The 25,822-nt window shown below is 72.9% G+C and carries 24 protein-coding genes; 12 read left to right on the top strand and 12 right to left on the bottom strand.

What is annotated here, in order from left to right; translation table 11 throughout:
* Positions 1–51: 51 nt before the first annotated feature.
* Positions 52–831, bottom strand: a complete 780-nt coding sequence (locus ACIPUC_RS30890) for a hypothetical protein (protein WP_446593794.1) — start codon at positions 829–831, stop codon at positions 52–54.
* Positions 832–836: 5 nt separating this feature from the next.
* Entirely contained in the window at positions 837–1,442 is a 606-nt protein-coding gene (locus tag ACIPUC_RS30885; protein WP_446593685.1) for a papain-like cysteine protease family protein, read from the bottom strand.
* A 228-nt stretch (positions 1,443–1,670) separates the two neighbouring features.
* On the opposite strand from ACIPUC_RS30885, the gene ACIPUC_RS30880 reads away from it, so the two are divergent.
* Positions 1,671–2,612: a hypothetical protein gene (locus ACIPUC_RS30880; RefSeq protein WP_446593684.1), complete on the top strand. Its 942-nt coding sequence runs from the start codon at positions 1,671–1,673 to the stop codon at positions 2,610–2,612.
* Between the two features lie 22 nt (positions 2,613–2,634).
* Here the strand turns inward: ACIPUC_RS30880 and ACIPUC_RS30875 are convergent, their stop codons facing one another.
* Entirely contained in the window at positions 2,635–3,066 is a 432-nt protein-coding gene (locus ACIPUC_RS30875; RefSeq protein WP_446593683.1) for a Rieske (2Fe-2S) protein, read from the bottom strand.
* Between the two features lie 75 nt (positions 3,067–3,141).
* Between ACIPUC_RS30875 and ACIPUC_RS30870 the strand changes: the two genes are divergently transcribed.
* Positions 3,142–4,023, top strand: coding sequence for a carbohydrate kinase family protein (locus tag ACIPUC_RS30870; protein ID WP_446593682.1), 882 nt, complete (start codon positions 3,142–3,144; stop codon positions 4,021–4,023).
* A gap of 93 nt (positions 4,024–4,116) precedes the next feature.
* Here ACIPUC_RS30870 and uvrA read toward each other — a convergent pair whose 3' ends face one another.
* Positions 4,117–7,095, bottom strand: coding sequence for an excinuclease ABC subunit UvrA (uvrA, locus tag ACIPUC_RS30865; protein ID WP_446593681.1), 2,979 nt, complete (start codon positions 7,093–7,095; stop codon positions 4,117–4,119).
* Positions 7,096–7,279: 184 nt separating this feature from the next.
* Here uvrA and ACIPUC_RS30860 point away from each other — a divergent pair, with 184 nt between their 5' ends.
* From ACIPUC_RS30860 to ACIPUC_RS30850, 3 genes are all read left to right on the top strand, one after another.
* Entirely contained in the window at positions 7,280–7,972 is a 693-nt protein-coding gene (locus ACIPUC_RS30860; protein ID WP_446593680.1) for a maleylpyruvate isomerase family mycothiol-dependent enzyme, read from the top strand.
* 27 nt (positions 7,973–7,999) lie between these two features.
* Complete coding sequence (locus ACIPUC_RS30855) at positions 8,000–8,656, top strand: MBL fold metallo-hydrolase (RefSeq protein ID WP_446593679.1); 657 nt, start codon at positions 8,000–8,002, stop codon at positions 8,654–8,656.
* A 155-nt stretch (positions 8,657–8,811) separates the two neighbouring features.
* A complete protein-coding gene (locus tag ACIPUC_RS30850) occupies positions 8,812–10,134 on the top strand; it encodes an MFS transporter (RefSeq protein ID WP_446593793.1) in 1,323 nt (440 codons plus the stop codon).
* Between the two features lie 14 nt (positions 10,135–10,148).
* On the opposite strand, the gene ACIPUC_RS30845 is transcribed toward ACIPUC_RS30850, so the two are convergent.
* The 4 genes from ACIPUC_RS30845 to uvrB all read right to left on the bottom strand — a co-directional run bounded on the left by ACIPUC_RS30845 (position 10,149) and on the right by uvrB (position 16,158).
* Positions 10,149–11,132, bottom strand: a complete 984-nt coding sequence (locus ACIPUC_RS30845) for a TerC family protein (protein ID WP_446593678.1) — start codon at positions 11,130–11,132, stop codon at positions 10,149–10,151.
* A 269-nt stretch (positions 11,133–11,401) separates the two neighbouring features.
* Positions 11,402–13,318: a TerD family protein gene (locus tag ACIPUC_RS30840; protein WP_446593677.1), complete on the bottom strand. Its 1,917-nt coding sequence runs from the start codon at positions 13,316–13,318 to the stop codon at positions 11,402–11,404.
* Between the two features lie 28 nt (positions 13,319–13,346).
* Entirely contained in the window at positions 13,347–13,925 is a 579-nt protein-coding gene (locus tag ACIPUC_RS30835) for a TerD family protein (protein WP_446593676.1), read from the bottom strand.
* Between the two features lie 88 nt (positions 13,926–14,013).
* The gene (uvrB, locus tag ACIPUC_RS30830) at positions 14,014–16,158 is read right to left on the bottom strand and encodes an excinuclease ABC subunit UvrB (RefSeq protein WP_446593675.1); all 2,145 of its coding nucleotides are present in this window, start codon (positions 16,156–16,158) and stop codon (positions 14,014–14,016) included.
* 234 nt (positions 16,159–16,392) lie between these two features.
* On the opposite strand from uvrB, the gene ACIPUC_RS30825 reads away from it, so the two are divergent.
* The 3 genes from ACIPUC_RS30825 (at position 16,393) to ACIPUC_RS30815 (ending at position 19,353) form a co-directional block, all read left to right on the top strand.
* Positions 16,393–17,298 (top strand): glycerophosphodiester phosphodiesterase, encoded by a 906-nt coding sequence (locus ACIPUC_RS30825; RefSeq protein ID WP_446593674.1) that lies wholly within the window; start codon positions 16,393–16,395, stop codon positions 17,296–17,298.
* 50 nt (positions 17,299–17,348) lie between these two features.
* Positions 17,349–17,912, top strand: coding sequence for a methylated-DNA--[protein]-cysteine S-methyltransferase (locus ACIPUC_RS30820; RefSeq protein WP_446593673.1), 564 nt, complete (start codon positions 17,349–17,351; stop codon positions 17,910–17,912).
* Between the two features lie 133 nt (positions 17,913–18,045).
* Positions 18,046–19,353, top strand: a complete 1,308-nt coding sequence (locus tag ACIPUC_RS30815) for an MFS transporter (protein WP_446593672.1) — start codon at positions 18,046–18,048, stop codon at positions 19,351–19,353.
* Here ACIPUC_RS30815 and ACIPUC_RS30810 read toward each other — a convergent pair.
* Positions 19,343–19,717, bottom strand: coding sequence for a cupin domain-containing protein (locus tag ACIPUC_RS30810; RefSeq protein WP_446593671.1), 375 nt, complete (start codon positions 19,715–19,717; stop codon positions 19,343–19,345). The genes ACIPUC_RS30815 and ACIPUC_RS30810 overlap by 11 nt on opposite strands.
* A 197-nt stretch (positions 19,718–19,914) precedes the next feature.
* Between ACIPUC_RS30810 and ACIPUC_RS30805 the strand changes: the two genes are divergently transcribed.
* A complete protein-coding gene (locus ACIPUC_RS30805; protein WP_446593670.1) occupies positions 19,915–20,859 on the top strand; it encodes a pseudouridine-5'-phosphate glycosidase in 945 nt (314 codons plus the stop codon).
* Positions 20,856–21,770 (top strand): carbohydrate kinase family protein, encoded by a 915-nt coding sequence (locus tag ACIPUC_RS30800; RefSeq protein ID WP_446593669.1) that lies wholly within the window; start codon positions 20,856–20,858, stop codon positions 21,768–21,770. The genes ACIPUC_RS30805 and ACIPUC_RS30800 overlap by 4 nt, the downstream gene beginning before the upstream one ends.
* Positions 21,771–21,792: 22 nt before the next feature.
* Here the strand turns inward: ACIPUC_RS30800 and ACIPUC_RS30795 are convergent, their stop codons facing one another.
* Entirely contained in the window at positions 21,793–22,452 is a 660-nt protein-coding gene (locus tag ACIPUC_RS30795; protein ID WP_446593668.1) for a uridine kinase, read from the bottom strand.
* Positions 22,453–22,545: 93 nt separating this feature from the next.
* On the opposite strand from ACIPUC_RS30795, the gene ACIPUC_RS30790 reads away from it, so the two are divergent.
* Complete coding sequence (locus tag ACIPUC_RS30790; RefSeq protein ID WP_446593667.1) at positions 22,546–23,991, top strand: WGR domain-containing protein; 1,446 nt, start codon at positions 22,546–22,548, stop codon at positions 23,989–23,991.
* A gap of 22 nt (positions 23,992–24,013) precedes the next feature.
* Here ACIPUC_RS30790 and ACIPUC_RS30785 read toward each other — a convergent pair whose 3' ends face one another.
* The gene (locus tag ACIPUC_RS30785; RefSeq protein WP_446593666.1) at positions 24,014–24,382 is read right to left on the bottom strand and encodes a cupin domain-containing protein; all 369 of its coding nucleotides are present in this window, start codon (positions 24,380–24,382) and stop codon (positions 24,014–24,016) included.
* A 138-nt stretch (positions 24,383–24,520) separates the two neighbouring features.
* Here ACIPUC_RS30785 and ACIPUC_RS30780 point away from each other — a divergent pair, with 138 nt between their 5' ends.
* Entirely contained in the window at positions 24,521–25,183 is a 663-nt protein-coding gene (locus tag ACIPUC_RS30780; RefSeq protein WP_446593665.1) for a DUF2293 domain-containing protein, read from the top strand.
* Here ACIPUC_RS30780 and ACIPUC_RS30775 read toward each other — a convergent pair.
* Positions 25,180–25,797, bottom strand: coding sequence for a chaplin (locus ACIPUC_RS30775; RefSeq protein ID WP_446593664.1), 618 nt, complete (start codon positions 25,795–25,797; stop codon positions 25,180–25,182). The genes ACIPUC_RS30780 and ACIPUC_RS30775 overlap by 4 nt on opposite strands.
* Between the last annotated feature and the right edge of the window lie 25 nt (positions 25,798–25,822).

Raw genomic sequence — 25,822 nt, 5'->3', positions numbered from 1 at the left:
GGGCGGGCCGCAGGGCCCGGCCCGGCGGAGCCGGGCCGGGCCCTGCGGTGGTCAGGCCTCGGCGGATCGGCGGGCCCGGCGTACGCCCAGGACGCCGAGCGCCCCGAGAGCAACCGCACCGGCCCCGCCGACCACCGCCGTCACCGGGGCATCACGCTCGGAGGCGCCCTCCGCGTACCCCCCGGCCACCCCGCCCTTGGCATAGGCAGAGCCGGGGAGCTTGTCCCCGTAGGCCTTCGTGACCCGCGCACGGTACGCGCCCAGCGTCGTCCCCCCGGCGCCCACGGCAGCAACGGCGTCCTCGTCCAGCGGCAGCACCCGTCCCCCCTCGGCCACGTACCACGCGTCGATCTGCGGCTCCCGGAACACGGTGCCGCCCGGCAGCTTCGCGGCGCCCAGCCGCGCGTAGCGGAATTCGTCGTCGCCGGTGGCGATGTTCACGACCTGCCAGCCGGCCTCGGTTTGCGCGGTCCACAGCGCGGCCCGCTGCCCGTCGGAGGAGACGGCCTCACTCGCGAGGAACTCCAGTCGCGCGACGGGCGCGCCCGCCTTGCCCGCGACGAAGTCCGGGGAGAGGTAGTGCACCGCGACGGCCTCCCCCGCTATGCGGGGCTGAGCGGCCGTGACCGAGACCTTCCCCTCCCGGGCGAAGAACCGCGAGACCGTGGCCAGGGTCTCCGGCGCGGCGGCCGTCCGCGCGGCGGCGGCCCGGGTCTCGGCGGTGGCGGCCTGCGGCTGCGGCACGGGCGCCGCGACGGCCTGCGGGGCGAGTGCGAGGAGGGCGGCGGAGGCGGCGAGGACCGCGGCGGCGGCAGTGGCGCGCAGGGTCATGGCGGTCACGCCCCGATCCGGTAGAGGGAGTGGGTCCAGGAGAAGGTGTTGTTGTCCACGTACCAGGCGTGCGAGGCCCAGTTGTAGCGGTCGCTGGAGGGCCACGGGTCGCCCCAGTAGACCCAGCTGTTGGCGGTGTCGTAGCCGTAGACGACGTGCATGTGGCCGCCGCCGTTGGACCACTGGATCCGGGTCTCGATCGGGCGGTTGGCGTTGATCTCGGTCTGGACGGTGGAGTACTGGAGCCAGCCGTTCACGTACGAGCCGGCGTTGATGCCCGCCCAGCGCAGGCCGGTCTGGACGTTGCCGAGGGTGGCCTGGTTGTTCGGGCAGTCGTAACCCTGCTGGCGGTTGAAGGCGGCGTTGCAGAACTGGTTCTGGGTGTGGTTCCGGCCGAACCAGGCGGCGATGGTGTTGCCGCCGGCGGCCCAGCACCAGTTGGTCTTCTGCTGTGCCTGCATGGTGATGTTCAGGCGCTTGGAGGCCAGGGCTGTGCTGTCGGTGTCCGAGCCGGTCCCGGCGGCGGTGGCGGTACCGGCGCCGAGGGGCAGGGCCAGGAGCAGGGCGGTGACGAGGGCGGCCGGGGAATGCCGCCCGTTTCTGTTGCGCATCGCGTTCCTCCCGCAGTGGGGATGTGGGGGTGGAGGAGCGCGTCCGGACGCTGTGGAGGAGCATCGGGGAGTTGTCGCGATCAGGTCAACACGCTTCAATACGCGGTGACATTGCAGTGTGAACGGTGGGACTGCGGTGTGAACAGCGACTGTCGTGTCACCTGCTCCCCCCGCACCACCGGCCCGGCCCCCACGCCGGCGTGCGTGAATGTTCACAGAGGAGTCGCGATGCGGCGGACCGGGAACACGGCGGACACGGCAGAACTCGGCCGCTTACTGCGCGGCGGCCCCTTCCACCTCGCCCTGCGCGCCGCCCTCGCCGCCCGCGGACTGCCCCTGCACCGGGTGCAGCACCGGCTCGCGGCACGCGGCATCAAGGTCGGAGTCACCAGCCTCAGCTACTGGCAGCAGGGCGCCCGGCGGCCGAGGCACCCGGAGTCCCTGCGAGCCGTCACCGCGCTGGAACAGATCCTGGACCTGCCGGACGGCGCCCTGCTCCGCCTGCTGTCCTCCCCTGAACCGGACCCCGGGCCGGCCCGCCCGGCCGCCCGCTCCTACCGGGCCCTGTTCAGCGGGGGCGACACCGTGGAGAGGCTGCTGGACGGGATGGAGCTCCCGTCCGACGGCGGGCTGCACTCGCTCGGACACCACGAGCGGGTCCGCATAGGGCCGGCGGGCGAGATGCGGGCCCGCGAGTCGCAGCAGATCGTCCGGGCACACCGCGACGGCGTCGACCGCTACCTGGCCATCCACCACGGCGACCCGGGCTGCGACGTGTCCCGGATGCGCGTGACGGCGTACGAGAACTGCCGCACGGGCCGGGTGCGCTGCCACCCGGAGGCCGGGGTGGTGGTCGCGGAGCTGCTCTTCGACGCCCGGCTCCGGCGCGGGGACACGTACGTCTTCGGCTACGGCATCGAGGACGGTACGGGCGCGCGCAGCGGCGAGTACGTGCGCGGGTTCAGCTACGCGGGCGGCCAGTACATGCTCCAGGTCCGCTTCGACGAGGCGGCCCTGCCGGTGCGCTGCCGCCGCTTCGCCCGTACCGGGCCGCAGGCCCCGCGCACCGGCCTCGCGGACCTCACGCCGAGCGGCCGCCACCGGGCGGTGCACCTGGTGGAGCAGTCGGTGCGGCGCGGGATCCTCGGGATCGCCTGGGACTGGGACTGAGCCCGGCGGGGCCCGGCGCGGGTCAGCCCGCGATGAGCTTGCCGTTCTCCGCCCTGACGGGGACGGCCGGCAGCGGGTCGGTGGCCGGGCCCTTCAGGACCTTGCCGGTGGACACGTCGAAGCGGCTGCCGTGGCAGGGGCAGTTGCCCTCGCCCTCGACGATCTTGTCCAGTACGCAGCCGGCGTGCGTGCACTGGGCGCTGAACGCCTTGTACTCGCCCGCCGCCGGGCAGCTGACGACCAGCTTCCGCTCCCGGTACAGCTTGGCCCCGCCCACCGGCACCTCGGCCGCGGCCCCCAGCTCCACCGGGGCGGTGGGGGTCGCCGGGGTGTTCCCGCCGCTGTTGGTCTCGGTCGAGCAGGCCGCGAGAGCCGCGCCCGCGCCGGCTGCCCCCGCGAGCGCGGCGGCGCCCCTGAGCACGGTTCGGCGGGCGGGGGACGGCGACGCGGACATGGAACTCTCCTGGTGGAACGGGCGGGGCACGGTGCACCCGACGATACCGCCGCCCGATGGGGTAGCTTCCCCCGCGTGATCGTCGTCGGCGGAGAAGCCCTCATCGACCTGGTCCCCGTCGCGCGGCCGCCGGGCGCGCTGCTGCCCCGGCCGGGCGGCGGACCGTACAACACCGCGCTCGCGCTCGGGCGCCTGGGCGCCGAGGCGGCCTTCTGCTCGCGGGTCTCGGCGGACGGCTTCGGCGAGAGCCTGCTGGCCGGGCTCCGCGCGGCCGGGGTGAACCTGTCGCTGGTGCAGCGCGGTCCTGAGCCGACCACCCTCGCCGTGCCCGCGCTGGCCCCGGACGGCTCGGCCTCGTACGGCTTCTACGTCGAGGGCACGGCCGATCGCCTGTTCACCCTGCCACCCGCCTTCCCCCGGTCCGTACGGGCCCTCGCGCTCGGGACCTGCTCGCTGGTCCTGGAACCGGGTGCGAGCGCGTACGAGGCCCTGCTGCGCCGGGAGTCGCGGCGCGGGCTGCTGACCCTGCTGGACCCCAACATCCGGCCGGCGCTGATCGCGGACCCGGCGGCCTACCGCGCCCGGTTCCTGACGCGGCTGCTGCCGTACGCCTCCGTCCTCAAGCTGTCGGAGGAGGACGCGGCGTGGTTGGGCGGCCGGGTCGGCGACTGGCTCGCGGCAGGGCCGTCGGCGGTGGTGCTGACCCGGGGTGCGGCGGGGCTGACGGTCTGGACCCGGGAGGGCGCGGAGCACTCGGTGGCGGCCCGCGCGGTCGCCGTGGCGGACACCATCGGGGCGGGTGACACCGTCAACGCCGCCCTGCTGCACCGGCTCTCGGGCGTGCGGGACGGCCCGGTGGACTGGCCCGACGTGCTGGGGTACGCGGCGCACGCGGCGGCCCTGACCTGCACCCGGGCGGGCGCGGAGCCGCCGTACGCGGCGGAGCTCAGCGGATAGCCGCCTGGTGAGGAGGGAGCAGGGCCCCCGAAACGGCGGAGGGGCCCGGCCACCCGGCCGGGCCCCTCCTGCCCTGCTGCGCTCAGCGCAGCGCTAGGCCTTGCGCGCCCGCGCCGTCGCCTTCTTGGCCGGAGCCGCCTTCTTGGCGGCAGCGGCGGCCACGGCCTTCTTGGCGGCCGGAGCCTTCTTCGCCGCGACCCGCGCCGGAGGCGACCCGGCGTCGGAGATCCGGTCCGCGCCCAGGATGTCCCGCAGGAACTTGCCCGTGTGGCTCGCCCCCACCGACGCGACCTCCTCCGGCGTGCCCTCGGCCACCACCAGGCCGCCGCCGTAGCCGCCCTCGGGACCCATGTCGATGACCCAGTCCGCGGTCTTGATGACGTCCAGGTTGTGCTCGATGACGATCACCGAGTTCCCCTTGTCCACCAGCCCCGACAGGACCTTGATCAACTTCGAGATGTCCTCGAAGTGCAGACCCGTCGTCGGCTCGTCCAGCACGTACACCGTCCGCCCCGTCGACCGCTTCTGCAGCTCCGACGCCAGCTTCACGCGCTGCGCCTCACCGCCCGACAGCGTCGGCGCGGACTGGCCGAGCCGGACGTAGCCCAGCCCCACCTCGTTCAGCGTCCGCAGGTGCCGCGCGATCGTCGGCACCGCCTCGAAGAAGTCCAGCGCCTCCTCGATCGGCATGTTCAGGACTTCCGCGATGGACTTGCCCTTGTAGTGGACCTCCAGCGTCTCCCGGTTGTACCGGTCGCCGTGGCAGACCTCGCACGGGACGTAGACGTCCGGCAGGAAGTTCATCTCGATCTTGATCGTGCCGTCGCCGGAGCAGTTCTCGCAGCGGCCGCCCTTCACGTTGAAGGAGAAGCGGCCCGGCAGGTAGCCGCGCACCTTCGCCTCCATGGTCTCCGCGAACAGCTTGCGCACGTGGTCGAAGACACCGGTGTACGTGGCCGGGTTCGACCTCGGGGTCCGGCCGATCGGCGACTGGTCGACATGCACGACCTTGTCGACGAGGTCGTCGCCGGCCACCCGGGTGTGCCGCCCCGGCACCGAGCGGGCGCCGTTCAGCTCGCGCGCCAGGTGCGTGTAGAGGATGTCGTTGACCAGCGTCGACTTGCCGGAACCGGACACACCGGTCACAGCCGTGAGCACGCCCAGCGGGAAGGCGACGTCGATGTCCCGGAGGTTGTTCTCCTTGGCGCCGTGGACGGTCAGCTTCCGCTCGCCGTTCACGGGCCGCCGTACGTCCGGGATCGCGATGGACCGCTTGCCCGACAGGTACTGGCCGGTCATCGACTCGGAGTTCTTCAGCAGCTCCTTCAGCGAACCGCTGTGCACCACCTTGCCGCCGTGCTCGCCCGCACCGGGGCCGATGTCCACGACCCAGTCGGCCACCTTGATGGTGTCCTCGTCGTGCTCGACCACGATCAGCGTGTTGCCCATGTCCCGCAGCCGCACCAGCGTCTCGATGAGGCGGTGGTTGTCCCGCTGGTGCAGGCCGATGGAGGGCTCGTCCAGTACGTACAGCACGCCGACGAGGCCGGAACCGATCTGCGTGGCGAGACGGATGCGCTGGGCCTCGCCGCCCGACAGGGTACCGGCGGCGCGGTTCAGCGAGAGGTAGTCCAGGCCGACGTCGACGAGGAAGCGGAGCCGCTCGTTGACCTCCTTGAGGACGCGCTCGGCGATCTTCTTGTCGCGGGCGTCGAGCCGCATCCGGCCGAGGAAGTCCGCGCACTCGCTGATCGACATGGCGGCGACCTCGGCGATGGACTTCTCCATCACCGTCACCGCGAGCACGATCGGCTTGAGGCGGGTGCCCTCGCAGGTCGGGCACGGCACCTCGCGCATGTAGCCCTCGAAGCGCTCGCGGCTGGCGTCGCTCTCGGACTCCGCGTGCCGCCGCTTGACGAAGGGCACCGCGCCCTCGAAGGCCGTGGTGTACGCCCGCTCCCGCCCGTAGCGGTTGCGGTAGCGGACCTCGATCTGCGTCTTGTGACCGTACAGCAGGGCCTTCTTCGCGCGCTGCGGCAGCCCGGCCCACGGGATGTCGGTGCGGAAGCCCAGCTCCCCGGCCAGGGCGCCGATCAGCCGCTGGAAGTAGTCCTTGGTGTGACCGAGCGACCACGGCGAGACCGCACCCTCGTCCAGGGACTTCTCCTCGTCCGGAATGATCAGATCCGGGTCCACCTCCATGCGCGTGCCGATGCCCGTGCACTCCGGGCAGGCGCCGAACGGCGAGTTGAAGGAGAAGGAGCGCGGCTCCAGCTCCTCGAAGGAGAGGTCGTCGTACGGGCAGTAGAGGTGCTCGGAGAACATCCGCTCACGCTCGGGGTCGTCCTCGGCGAGGTCGACGAAGTCCAGGATGACCATGCCGCCGGAGAGGCCGAGGGCGGTCTCCACCGAGTCGGTGAGCCGGCGCTTGGCGCTGTCCTTGACGGTGAGGCGGTCGATGACCACCTCGATGGTGTGCTTCTCCTGCTTCTTCAGGGTGGGCGGCTCGGAGAGCTGGATCGTCTCCCCGTCCACCCGCGCCCGGCTGTAGCCCTTGGTCTGCAGGTCGGCGAAGAGGTCGACGAACTCGCCCTTGCGCTCGCGCACCAGCGGCGAGAGCACCTGGAAGCGGCTGCCCTCGGGGAGCGCGAGCACCTTGTCGACGATCGCCTGCGGCGACTGGCGCGAGATGGGGCGCCGGCACTCGGGACAGTGCGGCTTGCCGATGCGGGCGAACAGGAGGCGGAGGTAGTCGTAGACCTCGGTGATGGTGCCCACGGTCGAGCGCGGATTGCGCGAGGTCGACTTCTGGTCGATCGAGACGGCCGGCGAGAGCCCCTCGATGAAGTCGACGTCGGGCTTGTCCATCTGCCCGAGGAACTGGCGGGCGTACGACGAGAGCGACTCGACGTAGCGGCGCTGGCCCTCGGCGAAGATCGTGTCGAAGGCCAGGGAGGACTTGCCCGACCCGGAGAGTCCGGTGAAGACGATGAGTGAGTCGCGGGGCAGGTCGAGCGAGACGTTCTTGAGGTTGTGCTCGCGAGCGCCACGAACGATGAGACGGTCGGTCACGCCGGTCCGCACCTTTCTTGAGAGAGCGGGGGCACGGGGCCCCGTCCCAGGGTATGGGGGGCGCCTCTGCGGTGGAGTGGAGTCTGACTTCCGAGCGTATAGCACGCGCATTCGATTTACGGCACTGCGCAGACCGCTTCACCCGATCGTGTGCCCGGGGGGCGGAGAGCACTAGGCTCGCCTCATGACTGATCATGTGCACGACCTGCGATCTGTACGTGAAGCGACGGACCGACTGCTGACCGCGGTCGCGAAGCTGGACAACGCCGCGCTCGCCGAGGAGTCACACCTCCCCGGCTGGAGCAGGGGCCACATCCTGGCCCACCTCGCGCGCAACGCCGACGCCCTCGTCAACGTCTTCGAGGGGCGCCCCATGTACGCGAGCGCCGAAGCGCGCGACGCGGACATCGAACGCGACGCCGGCCGGCCTCTGGAAGAACACCTGGCGGACCTCCGTGATTCCGGGGCCCGCTTCCTGGCCACCGCCGAGCGCGACCAGGACTGGTCCCGGACCGTCGAGCTGCGGGGCGGCGTCACGGACCTCGCCGCCAACGTGCCCTTCCGCCGCTGGGTCGAGGTCGCGCTGCACCACGTCGACCTGAACATCGGCTACGAGCTCTCCGACCTCCCGGAGGAGTTCACCGACCGCGAGATCGCCTTCCTCGCCGACCGCTGGTCCGGGCGTCCGGAGGTTCCCCCGGTCACGCTGCGCGCCCTGCCCGGCGAGGTGTGGCACACCGGCGGCACCGAAGGCACCCCGGTGGTCCTCGAGGGCCCCAAGGACGAGCTGCTCGGCTGGCTGGCCGGACGCGGTCTGCGGGGCGCCCGCCTCGCCGTCACGGCCGGCGACGGCCTCCCCGAACTCCCGCCGCTCTAGGATCGAAACACCTCTAGGATCAAAAACATGACGTACACCGGAGAGGTCAAGGTCGGCGGTCCGGCCGACGTGCACGAACTCGCGGACCTGATGATTTCCAAGGTCGCGGTGGGCTCGATGAACAACAACGCCTACCTGCTGCGCTGCCGGGCGACGGACGAGCAGCTGCTGATCGACGCGGCCGCGGACGCGGACACGCTGCTGAGCCTGATCGGGGACGACGGCATCGCGTCCGTCGTCACCACCCACCAGCACGGCGACCACTGGGGCGCGCTCCAGGCCGTGGTCGAGGCCACGGGGGCGACCACGTACGCCGGCGCCTACGACGCCGAGGGCATCCCGGTGGCGACCGACGTCCCGGTGGCGGACGGGGACACCGTCCGCGTCGGACGGGTCGAGCTCACCGCGCGCCACCTGGTCGGACACACTCCCGGTTCGATCGCCCTGATCTACGACGACCCGCACGGGCACCCGCACGTATTCACCGGCGACTGCCTCTTCCCGGGCGGCGTCGGGAACACGTGGGGCGACCCCGAGGCCTTCGCGAGCCTGATCGACGACGTCCAGCACAAGATCTTCGACCGGCTGCCGGACGAGACCTGGATCTACCCCGGCCACGGCAACGACACCACGCTGGGCGCCGAGCGGCCGCACCTGACCGAGTGGCGCGAACGCGGCTGGTAGGTCCGCAACCCGTCAACTTCGCAGTGCGGGGGACTCCTTCCGGTCGATGATGGCCGAACGCACGTCCTGAGGGCCGGGGAGGGGGTATCTGCTGCACCATGCACCAAGAGCCCTCCCCGTCGCCCTCACCCGCCGCGTCCCGACCCGCCCCCTCGATGCTGCGCCTGGCCTCGGCCTCCCTCGCCGGAACCGCCATCGAGTTCTACGACTTCTTCGTGTACGGAACGGCCGCCGCCCTCGTGCTCGGCCCGCTCTTCTTCCCCTCCTTCTCCCCGCTCGCCGGCACCCTCGCCGCGTTCGGCACCTTCGGCGTCGGCTTCCTCGCCCGCCCGCTCGGCTCGGCGGTCTTCGGCCACATCGGCGACCGCTACGGGCGGCGCCCGGTGCTCCTGGCCTCCCTGCTGCTCACCGGGCTCGCCACCGTCGCCGTCGGCTGCGTGCCGACGTACGACTCGATCGGCGTGGCCGCACCGGCGCTGCTGCTCCTGCTGCGCTTCCTGCAGGGCCTCGGGCTCGGCGGCGAATGGGGCGGCGCGGTCCTGCTGACCGCGGAGCACGCCCCCGAGCGGCAGCGCGGCCTGTGGTCGAGCTTCCCCCAGATCGGTCCGCCGGTGGGCTTCCTGCTGGCCAACGGCATCGTCCTCGCCCTGTCGGCGACCCTGACGAACGCCCAGTTCACCTCCTGGGGCTGGCGGGTCCCGTTCTGGGCGGCCGGGCTGCTGGCCCTGGCGGGGCTGTGGCTGCGCCGCTCGGTGGAGGAGACCCCGCAGTTCAAGGCGCTGGCCGAGAGCGGCCGCCGGGCGGACGCGCCGCTGGCCGAGGTGGTCCGCGGCCACTGGCGGCTGCTCCTGCTGACCGGCGGGGCGCTGGCCGTGGGGTACGCCGTCTTCTACGCGGTCACCACCTGGTCCCTCGCGTACGCGACCGAGCGGCTGGGCCTGGGCCGCACGACGGTGCTGGCGTGCATCATGGGCGCCGTCGCGCTGATGGGCCTGATGACCCCGCCGGTCGCGGTGCTCGGCGACCGGTACGGCCGCCGGCCGCTGTGCCTGGCCGGGTCGGCGGCCTGTGTGCTGTGGATGTTCCCGCTGGTGGCCCTGCTGGGCACGGCCGATCCGCTGCTGATGACGCTGGGCTTCGTCGGGGCGCTGCTGGGCATGGTGACGATGTTCGCGGTGGTGGGCGCGTACCTGCCGGAGCTGTACGCCCCGCGGATCCGCTGCACGGGCGCGGCCGTGGGCTACAACCTGGGCGGCGTACTGGGCGGGGCGCTGACCCCGATCGTGGCGACGGCGCTGGCGGACGGCTCCGGTCCGCCGTGGGGTGTGGCCGTGTACCTGAGCGCGATCGCCCTGGTCAGCCTGGCCTGCTTCGCGCTGCTGCCGGAGACCGGCCCGGCCGTCGTACGGCCGCGGCCGGGCGCCGGGGCGGCCGCGGGCACGGAAACGGGGGCGGCCGAAGCGGCCGCCCCCGCGTAGTCCCGCGGGACCGGTCAGGCGTCGATGCTCTCCGGGCGGGCGGCGGCCTCGGCCGCGGCCTGCTTCTTCGAGGCCATCAGGCTGGTGATCGTGGTGATGACCAGGACACCGCAGATGACGCCCAGGGAGACCGGGATCGAGATGACCGGGACGTGCACCCCGGACTCGTGGAGGGCGTGCAGTACCAGCTTGACGCCGATGAAGCCGAGGATGACCGACAGGCCGTAGCTGAGGTGGACCAGCTTCTTGAGCAGGCCGCCGATGAGGAAGTACAGCTGGCGCAGACCCATCAGGGCGAAGGCGTTGGCCGTGAAGACGATGTACGGGTCCTGGGTGAGGCCGAAGATCGCCGGGATGGAGTCCAGGGCGAACAGCACGTCGGTGGTGCCGATGGCGAGCATGACCACCATCAGCGGGGTCAGGACGCGCTTGCCGTTGTTCTGGATGAAGAGCTTGGTGCCGTGGTAGCGGTCGGCGACGCCGAACTTCTTCTCGACGGACTTGAGCAGGCGGTTCTCCTCGAACTCGTCCTCCTCCTCGTCCTTGCGGGCTTCCTGGATCAGCTTCCACGCGGTGTAGATCAGGAACGCGCCGAAGATGTAGAAGACCCAGGAGAAGCTGGCGATGATCGCCGCGCCGGCCGCGATGAAGATCGCGCGGAGCACCAGGGCGATCAGCACGCCCACGAGCAGGACGCGCTGCTGGAGGTGCGAGGGCACCGCGAACTTCGCCATGATCAGGACGAAGACGAAGAGGTTGTCCACGCTCAGGGACTTCTCGGTGATGAAGCCCGCGAAGAACTCCTGGGAGGCCTGGCCGTTCCCGAAGAACCACAGGCCGAGGCCGAAGAGTGCGGCGAGGACGATCCAGACGACCGTCCAGGTGCCCGCTTCCTTGATCGATACGTCGTGGGGTTTGCGGCCGATGAAGAAATCGGCGCCGATGAGGAGGGACAGACCGAGAATGGTCAGGGCCCACAGGGTCCAGGAAACTTCCACGTGAAACACGCCTCCGGCGGATGGCTCAGCACTTCGTCAGCGTCATCGCTGCCGGAGGTCTCTTCCACCCGGGCGGCCTGGAGGCCGTGGGCCGACGCCCCGGGACGACTGCGCACATATGGCCGCAGTGGTCCGTATTGACGGGTACGCCGTAGCAGGAAAGCAGGAATACTCCCCTCCGCGCTCACCAGGGTACCCGCCGCAACCCGCAAAGGTAAAGGGAATCCCAAGAGGTGGTCAGCGGCAGGTCATCGACCTGCCGCCGCCCGTCACGGGCGGGCGCGCCGCCGGGCCTCCGCCACCCGGTCCAGTGCCTGGTCGAGGACCTGGCTGCCCTGCGGGGGCAGGTCCGGTTCGAAGGTCCAGGCGTGGTGCACCCACGGGTCGGCGAGATGGTTGTCCGGTACCGGCGACAGCCGCATGAGCGAGCGCCACAGCGGGTCCAGCAGCGGCCCGTAGGCCGAAGCCTCGTCACGGTCCGCGACCATCAGCAGGTGCACGCCGACCGCCGGACCCTCGTCGGCGAGGTACCGCAGCTGGGTGACGGCCCGGTCGTCGAAGCCGTGCGGGAAGTCGTGTACGAGGACGAGCTGGTCGGCCGTGTCCACGTCCGGCGGCAGGTCCTCGGGGGCGCCGGCCCGCAGCGCCATCTGTACGAGGTCCACCCGCTTGGTCAGCCGCGCCAGCGTCTGCGTGACCCCGGCGGCCCCGGCGGCGGGCGGTCCGGCCAGCACCCCGGCACGTACGAGGGGCGCCAGGGAGGCCGCTCCGGCGCCGGCGGCGTCGATGACGTGGACGGAGAACCGGTCGGCGGGGTGGACGGCCAGCAGCCGCACCGCGTGGGCGACGGCCATGTCCATGGCGGCGCGGCGCAGCCGGTCGGTGTCCATGGCCATCGCGGCCTCGGACCCGGTGCGGCCGTTGTCGATCCAGATGCCGCGCTCCAGCGGGAGCCTCATCAGCATGGGGACCCGCAGGTCGGGGCGCTCGGGCAGGTACAGGTCGCCCAGGCGCAGGGCCAGCGGGTTCTCCTCGGGCAGCTCTGCGGACCGGCCGCCGTGCCAGACCGGGTTGTCCCAGCGGGCGTACGCGGCCGGCAGTGCGGGCTCGACCACCTCCGCTTCGGCGATCAGCTGGGCGAGGTCCCGGTCGAGGACGGCCTGGGCCTGGGCGACGAGCTCCTCCCGGCGCGCCCGGGCGGTGTCGCGGGCGGCGTTTCCGGAGCCCCCGAGGCGGTGGCGCGGGTCCGACAGGGCCTCGTCGAGCTCGCGGTCCATGCGGGAGTCGGCGAACTCGACGGCGCTGCGGTAGGCGGCGACCGTGCGGGCCAGGTCCTCGAACATGCCCCAGACCTGGTTGTAGAGCCGCTCCTCCATGGACCAGCCGCCGGCGTCCCCGGCGACGGGCCGCGGGGGCTGTCCGGGCTCCTGCGCCGGCGCGGTGCGCGGCGCGGGCTCGGGCGGCTCGGTGGCGGCGGGACGGCGCCGCGGGTGGGAGTAGCTGATCGTGCTGTCGCCCGAGGACGAGGGCGAGGGCGTCGGCGCGGGCGTCGGCGCGGGGCCGGGCGTGCCCGCGTACGGGCTTCCGGACACCGGGACCACCGGGTCGGGCGCGACGGGGACCGGGTCGGGCGCCACCGGCGCCGCGACACCGGCGTGCACGCGTGCGGCCAGCTCGGCGGCCGCGGGGGCGCTGAGCCCCTGGTCGGCGAACAGGTCGGCGAGCCCGCCGGCGTAGCCCTGGCCGACGGCGCGGACCTTCCAGGCCCCCTGGCGGCGGTAGAGCTCCAGGGCGACGACGGCGGTCTCGGCCTCGAGCCCGGTCAGGGTGTACTCGGCCAGCCCGGTGCCGTCCATGTCCGTGACGGCGATGTGCGAGGCCGCGACGGCACCGAAGCGGGCCGGGCCGCCCGGGGGCAGGGAGAGCAGGACGCCGACGCGGTGCACCTCGGCGGCCACCGCGTCGAGGTCGACGGCGAACCGGTGCCGGTCCGCGGACCCGCCCGGTGCCTCGACCCCCGGAAGGTCGCCCGCACCGGGGTGCGCGATCCCTTCCGGGCCGGTCACGGCGCCCCGCTCGTCTCCGAGCGAGGCCAGGGCGAGCACCGGTGTGCCCGCCGAGACCGTGATCCGCACCCGGTGTTCGGACAGGGCATGGTTCTGCCCCCGGACCAGTTCGGCCGCCATCGTCCCGTCTCCCCCCGTTCTTCTTCGCTTACAGGTGCGGCAGGATCGCCGGCATCAGGTCCTGGAACGTACGGCCGTTGGCCGGGTTGCCGATGGCCGTCATCTGCCAGCCCGCACCCGACCGGGACACCTTCGCCATGATCTGCGCGGTGTACTGGCCGCCGCCGTCGAGGGTGTAGCGGGCCAGCTCCTGGCCGTTTGTCTCGTCGACGATGCGGCAGAACGCGTTCTGCACCTCCTGGAACGTCTGGCCGGTGAAGGAGTTCACCGTGAAGACGATCTGGTCGATGTGCACCGGCACGCGCTGCAGGTCGACGAGGATGGCCTCGTCGTCCCCGCCCTGGCCGACGCCGCCGACCAGGTTGTCACCGGTGTGCCGGACCGAGCCGTCGTCGCTCTGCAGGTGCCGGAAGAAAACGACGTCCACCGGCTGCTTGTCGGCGAAGAGCACCGCCGACGCGTCCAGGTCGATCTCCCGGGTCCGCGAGCCGAAGAGCCCGCGGCGCTTGGCCGCCTGCCAGCCGAGGCCCATCCGGACCGCGGTCAGGGTGCCCCCGTCCGCCTTCTGCAGACTGATGGCCTGACCCTTGGTCATGTTGACCGTCACGCGCTGTCCCCTCTCCATAGCCCGCCCCAACAACGGGAGCGCAGCGTGTACCTGCGGCTGAGACCCAACCCTACTGACAGGCCCCGGGTCAGGCGAGGCCCGCTTCCTTCATCTGTCGCAGCTCCTTCTTCAGCTCGCCCACCTCGTCCCGGATCCGGGCCGCGACCTCGAACTGCAGCTCGGCGGCCGCCGCCCGCATGCGATCGGTCATCTCCTCGATGATCCCGGCCAGTTCGGCGGCCGGCCGGTCGGTGACCACCGCGCCCGCCTTGGCCCCCTTCGCGCCCTTGCCGGCCTTGGCCGGGGCCGCCCTGCCGCCCAGCGCGGGGACCGGCGCCTTGGCGCCCTTGCCGTCCTTCGCCTGCCGGTACCCGGTGCCGAGGAGCTCCTCGGTGTCCAGTTCCTCACGGGCGATGGTGGCGACGATATCGTTGATCTTCTTGCGCAGCGGCTGCGGGTCGATGCCGTTGGCCGTGTTGTAGGCGACCTGCTTCTCCCGGCGGCGGTTCGTCTCGTCGATCGCCTGCGCCATGGCCGGGGTGATGCTGTCCGCGTACATGTGGACCTGGCCGGAGACGTTGCGCGCCGCGCGGCCGATGGTCTGGATCAGCGAGGTGCCGGAGCGCAGGAAGCCCTGCTTGTCGGCGTCGAGGATCGCCACGAGCGACACCTCGGGCAGGTCGAGCCCCTCGCGCAGCAGGTTGATGCCGACCAGGACGTCGAACTCGCCGGAGCGCAGTTCGCGCAGCAGCTCGATGCGGCGCAGGGTGTCCACGTCGCTGTGCAGGTAGCGGACCTGGATGCCGAGCTCCAGGAAGTAGTCCGTGAGGTCCTCGGCCATCTTCTTGGTGAGGGTGGTGACCAGGACCCGCTCGTCCTTCTCGACCCGCTGACGGATCTCGTGCACCAGGTCGTCGATCTGGCCCTCGGTGGGCTTGACCACGACCTCGGGGTCGATGAGGCCGGTGGGGCGGATGATCTGCTCGACGAAGCCGTCGCCGCGCGAGAGCTCGTACTTGCCGGGGGTGGCCGACAGGTAGACCGTCTGGCCGATCCGCTCCTGGAACTCCTCCCACTTCAGCGGCCGGTTGTCGAGGGCCGACGGCAGCCGGAAGCCGTGGTCGACCAGGGTCCGCTTGCGCGAGGCGTCGCCCTCGTACATGGCGCCGATCTGCGGCACGGTGACGTGCGACTCGTCGATGACCAGGAGGAAGTCCTCCGGGAAGTAGTCGATGAGGGTGTTGGGCGCGGAGCCGGGCTCGCGGTCGTCCATGTGCAGCGAGTAGTTCTCGATGCCGGAGCAGGACCCGATCTGCCGCATCATCTCCAGGTCGTACGTGGTGCGCATGCGCAGCCGCTGCGCCTCCAGCATCTTGTTCTGCTTCTCCAGCTCGGCGAGGCGCGTGGCCAGCTCGGCCTCGATGCCGCGGACCGCCTTCTCCATGCGCTCGGGGCCCGCGACGTAGTGGCTGGCGGGGAAGACGTACAGCTCGCGGTCCTCGCTGATGACCTCGCCGGTCAGCGGGTGCAGGGTGGAGAGGGCCTCGATCTCGTCGCCGAACATCTCGATGCGGACGGCCAGTTCCTCGTACACCGGGAAGATCTCGATGGTGTCGCCGCGGACCCGGAAGGTGCCGCGGGTGAAGGCCACGTCGTTGCGCGTGTACTGGATGTCGACGAAGCGGCGCAGCAGCTGGTCCCGGTCGATCTCCTCGCCCACCTTGAGGGAGACCATCCGGTCGACGTACTCCTGCGGGGTACCGAGGCCGTAGATGCAGGACACGGACGCGACGACGATGACGTCGCGCCGGGTCAGCAGCGAGTTGGTCGCGGAGTGGCGCAGCCGCTCCACCTCCTCGTTGATCGAGGAGTCCTTCTCGATGTACGTGTCCGACTGCGGAACGTAGGCCTCGGGCTGGTAGTAGTCGTAGTACGAGACGAAGTACTCGACGGCGTTGTTCGGCAGGAGCTCGCGGAACTCGTTCGCCAGCTGGGCGGCGAGGGTCTTGTTCGGCGCCATCACCAGGGTGGGGCGCTGGAGCCTTTCGATCATCCACGCGGTGGTCGCCGACTTGCCGGTGCCGGTCGCGCCCAGCAGGACGACATCCTTCTCACCTGCACGGATGCGCTTCTCCAGCTCGGCGATGGCCGTCGGCTGGTCGCCGCTGGGCTGGTAGGAGCTGACGACCTCGAAAGGCGCCACCGTGCGTTCGATCTTCGATACGGGCCGCATGAGTCAACCGTACGACCCCCCACTGACACTCACGTATCCGCGCGCGGCAGCGCGGCGCGCCCGGCCGGGCCGGCCTCACACGTTCTGGTCCGTTTGTCGTAGTTCGGTGGCGGCTCGGTGATCTTCAACCGCATGATCGCGTGAAGGCCCCGCCGTGAAGTGCACCGCCACAACGTCTGCCGCTCCGCACCCGTCTGACGCAGGAACAGGGCTCACGACCCGAGGAGAACGCACATGTACGTCCGACCCGCCGCCGCGGCAGCCGCCGCGTTCCTGGGCTTCACCCTCACCCTGCTGGGCGGGACGGCCTCGTACGCCGCCACCGGCCCCGGCCCAGCCCCCGGACCGGCCGGGCTGCTGGGGAACCCCGTCGTGTACGCCCACCGGGGGGCTTCGGCGTACGCCCCGGAGAACACCCTGGACGCGATCGACCTGGCCATGCGGCTGGGCTTCGACTGGGTGGAGAACGACGTGCAGCGCACCAAGGACGGCGAGCTGGTGGTCGTCCACGACGACACCCTGTCCCGGACCACGGACGTCGAGCAGCTGTTCCCGGACCGCAAGCCGTGGAGGGTCAAGGACTTCACGGCGGCGGAGATCGCCCTGCTCGACGCGGGCAGCTGGTTCGGCCAGGAGTACACCGGCGCCCGGGTGCCCACCCTGCGGGAATACCTCGACCGGGTGCAGCGCAACCAGCAGCGGCTGCTCCTGGAGATCAAGAAGCCCGAGCTCTACCCCGGGATCGAGCAGCAGACCCTGAAGGTGCTGGAGGAGGCGGGCTGGCTCGACGAGCGCCACGTGGAGCAGCGCCTGGTGGTGCAGAGCTTCAGCTCCGACTGCGTACGCATCGTGCACGAGCTGCGCCCGGACCTCGTGACGGCCTTCCTGGGCACCCCGCCGGTGGCGGACCTGCCGCGGTACGCGCAGTTCACCGACCGGATCAACCCGTGGCACACCACGATCTCGGCCGAGTGGGTCGCGGCGGTGCACGGGCTGCTCGGAGCCCACGGCACGGCCATGGAGGTGGACACCTGGATCGTGGACGACGCCACGACCGCCCGGAAGGTCCGGGCCATGGGCGTGGACGGCATCATCACCAACGCCCCGGACGTCGTACGGGAGGCCGTCGGCGGCTTCTGACGCCGGCCTGAAACGCGGTCGCTGTCAGCGGTGCGCCGTACCGTGGACGCGTGGACAGCACCGAGCGGCCCCGCGGGCCGCACCTCGAATGGACCGTCGTCGCGAGCGGCGTCGGCCCCCTGCTCCTGGCCGCGACCCCGGAGGGTCTGGTCCGGGTCGAGTTCCATGCCGGGCCCGACCGGGTCGACGCGATGATCGGCACGCTCGTCTCCCGGCTCGGCGCCGACGCCTGGCGGCCCGCGCCGGGCGGGGAAGTGCTGCTGGCCGAGCCCATACGCCAGCTGGCCGCGTACTTCTCCGGCGCGCTGCGGCGCTTCGAGCTGCCGCTGGACTGGCGCCTCAGCTCCGGTTTCAACCGGCAGGTGCTCCAGGAACTGGACCGTTCCGTGCCGTACGGAGCGGTCGTCGGGTACGGGGAGCTGGCGGCCCGCGCCGGGCAGCCGGGGGCCGCCCAGGCCGTGGGCAACGCGATGGGGTCGAACCCGCTGCCGCTGGTGGTGGCCTGCCACCGGGTGGTGGAGAACGACGGGGGCATCGGCGGCTTCGGCGGCGGGGTCGAGACCAAGCGCCGGCTGCTCGCACTGGAGGGCGTCCTCCCGGAGCCGCTGTTCTGAACGGGACGGATGCCGTGTTCCGCCCGCACGGTAAGGGGTGGCACACTGCCGCGGTGACTACTCGAGCCGCCGCACCCGGCCGCAGCGCGTCCTGCCGCGCCCCGCACCCCCACCCGGGCGGGGGGTCCCGGGCATGACCGCCTCCCCCGGCACGGACCGGCCCACCGCGACGGCCGGCCTCCCGGATGCGGCCCGGCTGCGGCGGCGCACCACCGGGGTGCTCATCGCGAGCCAGATGCTCGGCGGGCTCGGCGTGCCCATCAGCATCGCCCTGGCCCCCGTACTCGCCAGCGAGGTCAGCGGCACCGAGGCCCTGTCCGGCCTCGCCTCCACCGCCGCCGTGATCGGCACCGCCCTGGTCTCCCTGCCGCTCGCCGCCCTGATGACCGCGCGCGGCCGCCGCCCCGGGCTGGTCCTGGCCTACCTCATCGGCGCCGCCGGTGCGGGCCTCGTGGTCCTCGCCGCGACGATCGAGAGCTTCCCGCTGCTGATGCTCGGCATGGCCGCCTTCGGCGCCGCCTCCTCGGCCAACCTCCAGGCCCGGTTCGCCGCCGCCGACCTCGCCGCACCGGACCGCCGGGCCCGCTCGATCTCCGTCGTCGTGTGGGCGTCCACCATCGGCGCGGTGCTCGGCCCCAACCTGTCCGCCCCCGCCAGCCGCAGCTTCGCCGGGACCTCCATACCCGAGACGGCGGGGCCCTTCGTGTGGGCCGCCGCCGTCTTCCTCCTCACCGCCGCGCTGATCGGGATACTCCTGCGCCCGGATCCGCTGCTGACGGCCCGGGCGCTGGCCGCACCCGAGGAGCAGACCCGCGAGGGCCGCTCGCTGCGCGCCGGGTTCGCCGCCGTCAAGGCCTCCCCGCGGGCCCGGCTCGCGCTGGTCACCGTGGCCGTGTCGCACACCACCATGGTCTCGATCATGGTGATGACCCCGATGGACCTGGGCCACCACGGCGCGGGCCTGGAGCTCATCGGGCTGGTGATCAGCGGTCACATCGCCGGCATGTTCGCCTTCTCGCCCCTGATGGGCTGGCTCGCGGACCGCCTCGGCCGGCTGTCCGGGATCGGCCTGGCGGCCGGGCTGCTGTCGGTCGCCGCGCTGCTCGCCGGCACGGCCGGGCCGCACCACGGCCAGAGCGCGGCGGGCCTCTTCCTGCTCGGCCTCGGCTGGTCCGCCGGGATGGTGTCCGGATCGGCGCTGCTGACCGACTCGGTGCCGCAGCCCGCGCGGGCCGCCGTACAGGGGCTGAGCGACCTGACGATGAACACGGCCGCGGGCGTGGGCGGCGCGGCCGCCGGGTTGGTCATGGCCCAGGCGGGCTACGGCTGGCTGAACGCCGTCGGTGCCTGCCTGCTGCTGCCGATGGCGGCGCTCGCGCTGTTCACCGCGCGCCGCCACCCCGCTTCCGCGACGTCCGCGAAGGGCGGCGTCAGCAGCTGATGTGGTAGGCCTTGCGGAGCGTCTCGTGCACGGTCCAGGTCGTCCGGTCGCCCTCCCGGAGCACGCAGGCGGAACCGGGGCCCACCTCCAGGGTCGCGCCGCCCTCCACCTCGATGGTGGCCCGGCCGCCGACCACGACGAACAGCTCGTCGGCCTCGGTGTCGGTGACGACGCCCGGGGTGATCTGCCAGATCCCGCGCACCTGCCGGCCGTCGGGCGACTCCCAGAGCACCTTGCCGCTCACCACCGGCTCGCCGGAGACGATCTGCCCGGGGTCGAGGGCCTCGGCCTCCAGTTCGGAGTCCGGGACGTCCGGAACGCAGACGGCGAAGGAGGCGGGGGCACGGTGCTCACTGCTGCTCATGGCCCGCGAGCCTAATCCCGCCGGGCGGCCCCGCGGGGTGACCAGAGCGTCCAGCGGGGGCGGGGCCGACGAGTCACCCTGTCCAGCGGCCGGCGGCGCTGCCGGCGCCGTCCGCGCAGGAGCGTTACTCGGACAGGTTGTGACGGGTGGGGCGGGAGCGCGTTTGGGGGCGCGAATCCGGTGCCATGGATGGGGACATGTCACAGCACACAGCAACTGCAGCCCTGTCCGGCGGACCCGTCCTGTCGGAAGAGGTACGCGAGGCGCTCGCCCGGCACAGGCCCGTCGTGGCGCTGGAGTCGACGATCCTCGCCCACGGGCTGCCGCGGCCCCGCAATCTGGCGGTGGGTCTCGAACTGGAGGCGCTGGTCCGCTCGGAAGGCGCGGTTCCGGCGACGATCGCCGTCATCGACGGCGTGGCCCGCGCGGGTCTGGACAAGGCCCAGCTGGAGCGGATCGCCGGCGGCGAGGGGGTGCGCAAGCTCGGCCACCGGGATCTGGCGCCCGCGCTGGCGGCGGGGGCCACCGGGGCGACGACGGTGTCCGGTACGGCCTTCCTGGCCGCGCGGGCGGGCCTGCGGGTGTTCGCCACGGGCGGGCTGGGCGGCGTACACCGCGAGTGGGCGCGGGCGCAGGACGAGTCGGCGGACCTGTCGCTGCTGGCCCGGACGCGGATCACGGTGGTGTGCGCGGGGGTGAAGTCGATCCTGGACGTGCCGGCCACGCTGCAGCGGCTGGAGACGCTGGGAGTGGGGGTGCTCGGGTACCGGACGCAGCGGTTCCCCGGCTTCTACCTGGCCGATTCCGGCGAACCGGTCGACTGGACGGTGGACGGGCCGGAGGAGGTCGCCGCGGTGATGGCCGCGCAGGACGCCCTGGGCGGCCCGGAGGCGGGCCTGCTGGTGGCCAATCCGGTGGCGGAGGCGGAGCAGCTGGATCCGCAGCTGCACGACCGGGTGCTGGCCGAGGCGCTCGCCGAGTGCCGTGAGCGGGGGATCACGGGGCAGGCGGTGACACCGTTCCTGCTGGGGTTCCTGGTACGGGCGACGGGCGGGGCCTCGCTGGAGGCGAACCTGGCGGCGGTACGGGGCAACGTGCGGCTCGGCGCCAGGATCGCGGGGGCTTGGGCGGCCCGGGCATGACACGGGCGGAACCGGCAGGTCCGGGGGCGCTGCTGGTGGTCGGGGACGTGGTCACCGATGTGGTGGCGGTCCATCCGGAGCCGCTCGCTCCGGCCACCGACACGGCCGCCCGGATCCGGACCCTGCCGGGCGGCGCCGGGGCCAACGCGGCCTGCTGGGCGGCCCGTACGGGGGCCGCGGAGGTACGGCTCCTCGCGCGGGTGGGTACCGAGTCGGCGCGGTGGCACGAGCGGGCGCTGCTGGACGCGGGGGTGCTGCCGCGGCTGGTGGTCGACCGGGAGGAGCCGACCGGGACGGTGGTCGCGCTGGTCGGCAAGGACGCGGAGCGGACCTTCCTGACCGACAGCGGGGCCGCGCTGCGGCTGTGCCCCGCCGACTGGACGCCGTCCCTGCTGGACGGGGTGGCCCATCTCCACCTGTCCGGGTACCTGTTCTTCGCCGACAGCAGCCGGGAGCTGGCCCTGGTCGCGCTGCGGGCGGCCCGGGCCCGGGGTGTGCCGGTGAGCGTGGACCCCGCCTCGGCCGGGTTCCTGGCCGTGCTGGGCCCGCAGCGGTTCCTCGATGCCGTGGCGGGGGCGGGGGTGCTGCTGCCCAACGAGGACGAGGCCCGGCTGCTGGCCGGCCTGCCGGAGCCGGCCGGAGTGGCCCGGGCGGCGGCGCGGCTGAGCCGCCGGATACCGCTGGTGGTGGTGACCCGGGGCGCGGCCGGGGCGCTGGTGGCCGAGGGGGGCCGGATCACCGCCGAGGTCACGGCGGAGCCGGCCCGGGCGGTGGACTCCACGGGCGCGGGGGACGCCTTCACCGGCGGTTTCCTCGCGGCCCGGCTGGCCGGCGCGGACCCTGCGGAAGCCGCCCGGGCGGGCTGCCGGGCGGCCGCGCTGGCGGTGACCCGGCTGGGCGGCCGGCCCTGAGGCCCTTGCGGCTCCCGCGCTCCTACCGCGCACGGATGCCCGTCCAGGCGGGATGGCGGGGGTCGTCGGCCCGGACCACCGCGTCGGCGGCCGAGGCCGGGTCCGTGTCGGCCTCGTAGCGCGCGAAGGCCGGCAGCGTCCAGCGCGCGGACTCCTCGGTGCGGCGGGCGAGCGCGCCCGGGGAGAGCCGGATGTGGACGCTCAGGTCGAAGGGGAACCAGTGGCCCAGCAGCAGCGGGCCGTGCACGATCAGCACACCGCCGGGCGGGAGTTCGGCGTACGGGCTGCGGGTCGCCCGGTCGCTCACCGGGTCCCAGAGGTCCGGCAGCACCCGGCCGGTGCCGCCCGGGTCGGTCGGGCCGAAGACCTCCCGCCAGAGCGCGGCCGTGTCGTACCAGCCGCCGAGGTAGGAGTCCACGTCCTGGCGGCCGAACTCGAAGCGCAGGGAGGCCGGCCGCAGGAAGCCCTCGGCCGCCACCACCAGGACCGGCCGTCCGCGCAGGCGCAGCGCGTCGGCGAGGTGCCCGGCCAGGACACCGGTCTCGGCGGCCGGGGCTCCGTCGATGCCCACGCGCTGCCGACCGGCCTGTCCGGAGGGCGTGTCGGGGACGGCGTCGGGGTCGTCGAGGTGGCCGGCGAGCCGCTCGGCCATCCGCTGCCACGTGATCGCTTCCAGCTGCACCAGCCCATTGTCAGTGGTGGGCCGTAGCGTTTTTGACGAGGGATCACCGGCGGAGAAGAAGCCGGTGGCCCGGCTTTCGGGGAGGGGTCTGTCATGGCTCGGGAGACGACGTATCTGGAGCTGTCGCAGGAAGACGGCGCTGCGCACAAGTTCTACGAGGTCACGGTGGACGGCACCGCCGTCACCGTGCGGTACGGGCGCATCGGCGCGGACGGCCAGCTGCAGAGCTCCTCGTTCCCGACGGCGGACAAGGCCCGGGCGGCGGCCGCCAAGAAGATCGGGGAGAAGGTCCGCAAGGGGTACGCGCCGGCGGTGCGCGGACAGCGCGCCGCCCGGTCGGTGACCCGCCGCCAGGTCACGTCGGCGCCGTCGACGGCGCGGGCCGTGGCCCCGGTGCTGTGGCGGTTCCGCACGGGCTCCTCGGCCTTCGGGATCCACGTGGACGAGGACCGCTGCTGGGTCGGCAACCAGGCGGGGGACGTCTACACCCTGAGCCACGGCGGGGAGGTGCTGGCCCGCTACTCCCTGCCGGACGGGGTGAAGTGCCTGGTGGCGGACGAGTTCTGGATCTACGCGGGCTGTGACGACGGCACGGTGTACGACCTGTCGTCGAAGGTGCCGTTCGGGGCCTACGACATAGCCGCCGATGTGGACATCTTCTGGCTCGACATCCGGGAGGGCGTGCTGAACGTGTCCGACCGCGCCGGCGGGCTGACGGTCATCGACCACGAGGACGAGTTCCAGTGGTCGCGGCGCTCGGACGGCTCCAACGCCTGGATGGTCCGGGCGGACGCGGACGCGGTCTACCACGGGCACAGCACGGGGGTCACCGCGTACGCCCCGGACGGGGGGCGGCAGTTGTGGCACACCGCCACGAACGGCTCGGTGCTGTTCGGCTGGCAGGAGGACCACGCGGTGTATGCGGGCACCGGGCGCAACACCGTGCAGCGGCTGTCGAAGGCGACCGGCGCGGTGGAGGCCTCCTACCCGTGCGACGCGGCGGTGTACTCGTGCGCGACCTCCCCCGACGGCAAGCACGTCTTCGCCGGCGACCTGGCCTCCTCGGTGTACTGCTTCGACGCCGACGGACGGCGGCTGTGGAAGCTGGGCACGGGCAGCGGGTCCGCGCTGTCGATGCAGTACCGGGACGAGCGGCTGTACCTGGTCACCACGGACGGCTCGCTGGTCTGTGTGGACGCGAGCGAGCAGGCGATAGCGGCGGCCCAGCAGGGCTCCGTGCCGGCGCCGGTGGACGTGAAGTCGGCGGCCGCGCTGCCCGTGTACACCCCGGCCGCGTCGGCGGCGGCGGTCGCCACCGTCTCGGTGGCGGCGGCTCCGGCGGGCGGTGTGGTGGTGGAGTGCGTCCAGCAGGGCGGCCGGATGCGGGTGCAGGTGGTCTCGGGAGGCTTCGAGCCCTCCTGGAACGTGCAGTTCCCCCGCGGGATACGGGAGCCCGGCGCCCGGTACGTGGTGGACGGGCTGCACGCGGCCTCGGGCGGGTTCTACCGGGTGCGCGGGGAGATACGCCGGCTGGTGTGAGGCCCGCCGGGGCGGGGCCGGTTCACGCGGCGTGCTCCCGGCAGACGGCCGGTGTGACACCGGGCGGGGGCGGGGTGGGTATGGCGAAGGGGGTTCCCGCGGGGAGCGAGGGCGTCACGTGGAGTACGACCGGCTCGGTGCCCAGGTTGTGGCCCAGATGGATGTGCCCGATGCCCGCGGGCTCCACGAAGGTGGTTCCGGCCCGGTGCACCTCGACCGTGCGGTCGTGCAGGACCCGGGTCAGGGTCCCGGCGAGGACGACGGCGTTCAGCCGCACCCGGTGGTAGTGCCAGCCGGTGCAGCCGCCCGGCGGTATGACGATCTCGCGGCCTGCCGGGACCGCGGAAATGCGTGCCCTTGCCGGCCGAACCGTCGCCTGCTGTCCCGTCATGTGCCCTCCTCGGTGGACCGGCCGCCGTCCACGGGCTCACCGTAGAAGGGCGGCGCGGCATCAAGGAAGAGTTGGTGAAACATCAACCGCCCCTTCCCAGCAGGTGATATGAGGCCCCTGAAGCGGTATCACCCCTGTATGAGCCTGGTGGTGTTCGAGTCCGGTAAGCAGATCCACTGCGCCGAGTGCCGACAGGGGCCGCTGCGGCACCTCGTGCGCGAGGCGGGCGTGCCGCGCTGCCTGGACTGCGCCGACCTCGGGCACCTGGTCTACCTCCCGCGCGGGGACGCGGCGCTCACCCGGCGCTCCCGCGAGGGCAGTTCGCTGTCCGCCGTCGTCGTCCGCTTCAACCGGCGCCGCCGCCGCTACGAGCGCCAGGGCATCCTCGTCGAGGACGCCGCCCTGGCCCGCGCCGAGCGTGCGTGCCTCGCGGACGCCGAGGCGCGGGCCAGGCGCCGGGAGCGCGACCGGCTGCGCCGCGCCGCCGAGGACACCCGGTTCACGGCAGCCTTCGCCGCCGAGATAGTACGGCTGTTCCCCGGCTGCCCGGCCGACCGGGCCGTGGCCATAGCCACGCACGCCTCGGTGCGCGGCAGCGGCCGGGTGGGCCGCAGCGCCGCCGGCCGGGCCCTGGACGAGCTCGCCGTCTCGTACGCGGTGCGCGCGGCCGTGCGGCACACCGACACCGAGTACGACGCCCTGCTGATGGCAGGGGTCCCGCGCTTCGCGGCCCGGACCCGGCTGGCCGCACGGATCGACGCCGTCCTGGACGGCTGGCGCCCCGTACCGCCCGGCCCCTAGCGGCTCATGCCGAAGCGGCGGTAGAGGAGCACCCCGCCGAGGAGGAGCGCTCCGCCGCCCGGCAGCAGGTAGCCGACGGCGTCGGTTCCGGTGTGGGCCAGGGCCTCGGTCTGCCGCGGCGGCGCGGGCGGGGTCACCGGCCGGTCGACGGCGGGCGGCTGGACCGGCGGCTTGCCGCCAGTGGGCACCTCGCCGTTGACCGAGGTGTTGCCGGTGGAGCCGTTGCCGACGCCGACGATGCTCACCGCGTTGCCGCTGACGTTCACGGGCAGGTCGACCGGGAGCTGGAGTCCGTTGCCGGAGAGCACCCCTGGCGAATCCTTTCCCCGTCCATCGGCGACTGCTCCGCCGCCGTTGCCCGCGCCCTGTTTCGACGGGTGCGAGGGCCTCGGCTCGGGATGCTCCCCGTTGACGCAGCGGTTCCCGGCGGCCGAGTTGAGCACGCCGACCACGCTCACCGTGTTCCCGCACACGTTCACCGGAACGTGCACCGGCAGCTGCACCAGGTTCCCGGAGAGCAGCCCCGGCGAGCGCTCGGCCCGCCCACCGGCGTCCGCGTCGGCGTAGGCGAATCCGCCCGCACCCGCGACCGCCAGCCCACCTCCCGCAACCATCGCCGCGATCAAGCCATTCCGACGA

It is taken from the genome of Streptomyces sp. LARHCF249, assembly GCF_052871255.1.
Note: the sequence above shows the minus strand (reverse complement) of the source record. Positions and strands in the feature narration are given on the sequence as shown.

Coding starts and splice junctions, on each gene's coding strand:
- ACIPUC_RS30890 (WP_446593794.1), bottom strand. CDS start 831: ATGACCCTGCGCGCCACTGCCGCCGCCGCGGTCCTCGCCGCCTCCGCC.
- ACIPUC_RS30885 (WP_446593685.1), bottom strand. CDS start 1,442: ATGCGCAACAGAAACGGGCGGCATTCCCCGGCCGCCCTCGTCACCGCC.
- ACIPUC_RS30880 (WP_446593684.1), top strand. CDS start 1,671: ATGCGGCGGACCGGGAACACGGCGGACACGGCAGAACTCGGCCGCTTA.
- ACIPUC_RS30875 (WP_446593683.1), bottom strand. CDS start 3,066: ATGTCCGCGTCGCCGTCCCCCGCCCGCCGAACCGTGCTCAGGGGCGCC.
- ACIPUC_RS30860 (WP_446593680.1), top strand. CDS start 7,280: ATGACTGATCATGTGCACGACCTGCGATCTGTACGTGAAGCGACGGAC.
- ACIPUC_RS30855 (WP_446593679.1), top strand. CDS start 8,000: ATGACGTACACCGGAGAGGTCAAGGTCGGCGGTCCGGCCGACGTGCAC.
- ACIPUC_RS30850 (WP_446593793.1), top strand. CDS start 8,812: ATGCTGCGCCTGGCCTCGGCCTCCCTCGCCGGAACCGCCATCGAGTTC.
- ACIPUC_RS30840 (WP_446593677.1), bottom strand. CDS start 13,318: ATGGCGGCCGAACTGGTCCGGGGGCAGAACCATGCCCTGTCCGAACAC.
- uvrB (WP_446593675.1), bottom strand. CDS start 16,158: ATGCGGCCCGTATCGAAGATCGAACGCACGGTGGCGCCTTTCGAGGTC.
- ACIPUC_RS30825 (WP_446593674.1), top strand. CDS start 16,393: ATGTACGTCCGACCCGCCGCCGCGGCAGCCGCCGCGTTCCTGGGCTTC.
- ACIPUC_RS30815 (WP_446593672.1), top strand. CDS start 18,046: ATGACCGCCTCCCCCGGCACGGACCGGCCCACCGCGACGGCCGGCCTC.
- ACIPUC_RS30810 (WP_446593671.1), bottom strand. CDS start 19,717: ATGAGCAGCAGTGAGCACCGTGCCCCCGCCTCCTTCGCCGTCTGCGTT.
- ACIPUC_RS30805 (WP_446593670.1), top strand. CDS start 19,915: ATGTCACAGCACACAGCAACTGCAGCCCTGTCCGGCGGACCCGTCCTG.
- ACIPUC_RS30800 (WP_446593669.1), top strand. CDS start 20,856: ATGACACGGGCGGAACCGGCAGGTCCGGGGGCGCTGCTGGTGGTCGGG.
- ACIPUC_RS30790 (WP_446593667.1), top strand. CDS start 22,546: ATGGCTCGGGAGACGACGTATCTGGAGCTGTCGCAGGAAGACGGCGCT.
- ACIPUC_RS30785 (WP_446593666.1), bottom strand. CDS start 24,382: ATGACGGGACAGCAGGCGACGGTTCGGCCGGCAAGGGCACGCATTTCC.
- ACIPUC_RS30780 (WP_446593665.1), top strand. CDS start 24,521: ATGAGCCTGGTGGTGTTCGAGTCCGGTAAGCAGATCCACTGCGCCGAG.
- ACIPUC_RS30775 (WP_446593664.1), bottom strand. CDS start 25,797: ATGGTTGCGGGAGGTGGGCTGGCGGTCGCGGGTGCGGGCGGATTCGCC.